Here is a 2,219-nt window from a genome sequence, read left to right as displayed (position 1 = left end):
GTTCTTTTTTGATATTTAAAGGGGGTAAAATCCGCAGGAGTTTCTTGTTAGCGGAGGCACCGGTAAAAATTTGATATTTATACAAAAGTTCCTTTCTTAACTGGGCAATCTCAAAATCGAATTCCAGGCCAATCATCAAGCCACGGCCCTTTATTTTTTTAATCTGTGGAATTTCCGCTGCCTGCTCCTTTACATATTCAAAGAGTTCACTGGCATTCTTCAGAAGATTTTCCTTTTCAATTACTTTCAAAACCGAAATCCCTGCGGCACAAGCCAGGTGATTTCCCCCAAAAGTAGTTCCCAGCATTCCCGACTTTGCTTTAATAGATTTATCGATTAAAACCCCACCAACCGGAAAACCGTTACCCATTCCTTTGGCGATAGAAATAATATCAGGACGAATATGGTGTTTTTGAAAAGCAAAAAAGTCTCCGGTTCTGCCGTAACCCGATTGCACCTCATCTGCAATTAAAATGGAATTATATGCTTTACACAATTCAGCCGTTTTTTGATAAAATTCAGTAGATGCCTCATCCAGGCCGCCAACTCCCTGGATCACTTCAAAAATAACCGCCGCCACATCGCCTTTTTTCAACTCCTTTTCCAGGGATTTAGTATCTTCAAAAGCAATTTTCGTAGCCTTATGATTCTGGTTAAACGGAGCCTGGATATTTTCGTTATCGGTAACCGCAACTACTCCGGAGGTCCTTCCGTGAAAAGCATTTTCGAAATAAATAATTCTATCTCTTCCGGTGTGAAAAGAAGCAACTTTTAAAGCATTTTCATTCGCTTCAGCACCTGAATTACATAAAAACAGGCTGTAATCCTTTATTTGGGAAAGTTTCTCCAGTTTATCGGCAAGTTCCTGTTGCATAGGATTTTTAACCGAATTTGAATAAAAGCCCAGTTCGGCAACTTGTTTGGAAATTGCATTCACGTAAGCCGGATGCGAATGACCGATAGAGATCACCGCGTGTCCACCGTACAAGTCTAAATATTTTCTACCCTCTTTATCAAATACGTAAGCGCCCTTAGCCTTTACCGGGGTAATATCATAAAGTGGATAAACATCAAATAATTCCATAGTTAGTCGGTTGTAATGCTGTTTATTTTTTTGAATGAAGCCTGGATGCCTTTAATTAAAGAAGAACTCAGGCCGTTATGTTCCATTTCGTTCAGGCCCTCAATAGTGCAACCCCGAGGCGTGGTTACCTTATCGATTTCTTCTTCCGGGTGTTTTCCCGATTCGATGAGCAGGCTCGCCGCCCCTAAACAGGTTTGCATAGAAAGCTCGTGCGCGTCTTTAGCATCAAAGCCAAGTTGTACTGCCCCCTGAGTGGTAGCGCGTATAAGCCGCATCCAAAAAGCAATCCCGCTGGCACAAATTACTGTGGCAGCCTGCATTTTATTTTCAGGAATAATAATACTGGTTCCCAAACGATTAAAAATAGCCTCAGCAATAGCGATGCGTTTTTTGCCTTTTTCGTTGCTACAAAGGCAGGTCATCGATTTGCCTAAGGCAATAGCGGTATTCGGCATTGAGCGAACAATAAACTGTTCTTCCCCAACAATAGCCTCCATAGCAGGGATTTTAAATCCCGTGACAGTAGAGATGAGGATGTGGTTTTCGTGAAGATCGTCTTTTATTTCTTCAAGAATACGCTCCATTTGGGTGGGTTGTACCGCGAAGATCAGAATATCTGAATGCTGCACCGCCTCCCGGTTATCGCTGGTAACCTTAAGCTTCGAATATTGCTCATATTCCTGAATCTCTTCAGTTTTTCTTTTCGTAAGGTACAGCGTGGTAAACGCATTGTTTACAATAAGGCCTTTCGCGATGGAAAGTCCCAGGTTGCCTGCTCCTATAATGGCTATTTTCATCTTTCAGATTTTAATTATTTACTTCCACCTCTCGACTCCGCTCGAAGTGACATAATCCATAACATATAAGTTAGTCTTCTAAAAATAACTCGCTTTCAGTTTTAATCCTGAAGTCTCTTCAAAACCAAACATCAAATTCATATTCTGAACGGCCTGTCCTGAAGCGCCTTTAAGTAAATTATCGATCACACTGGTGATCAAGATTTTATCGCCGAATTTTTGCAGTTTCAAAAGACATTTATTGGTATTCACTACTTGCTTTAAATGCAAATCTTCCTCAACCATAAACGTAAACGGCGAATCCTGATAAGCTTCAGAATAGATTTTTTTTGCCTCTT

2 protein-coding genes and 1 pseudogene are annotated in these 2,219 nt (G+C 40.9%); all 3 read right to left on the bottom strand.

The annotated features are described in order from the left end of the window. On the bottom strand, positions 1-1,084 hold a 1,084-nt coding region (locus ACESK1_RS13125), incomplete at its 3' end, for an aspartate aminotransferase family protein (protein WP_372920623.1). Between the two features lie 2 nt (positions 1,085-1,086). Then, a complete protein-coding gene (gene proC, locus ACESK1_RS13120) occupies positions 1,087-1,881 on the bottom strand; it encodes a pyrroline-5-carboxylate reductase (RefSeq protein ID WP_372920622.1) in 795 nt (264 codons plus the stop codon). Positions 1,882-1,959: 78 nt separating this feature from the next. Next, positions 1,960-2,219: pseudogene (locus ACESK1_RS13115) on the bottom strand (N-acetyl-gamma-glutamyl-phosphate reductase); the annotation flags it as partial.

Source organism: Salegentibacter sp., assembly GCF_041642575.1.
Classification (GTDB): domain Bacteria; phylum Bacteroidota; class Bacteroidia; order Flavobacteriales; family Flavobacteriaceae; genus Salegentibacter.
This window is presented reverse-complemented; position numbering and strand designations above follow the sequence as displayed.

Bases quoted from the DNA above. Each gene is read 5' to 3' on its own strand.
- proC (WP_372920622.1), bottom strand. From the start codon at position 1,881: ATGAAAATAGCCATTATAGGAGCAGGCAACCTGGGACTTTCCATCGCG.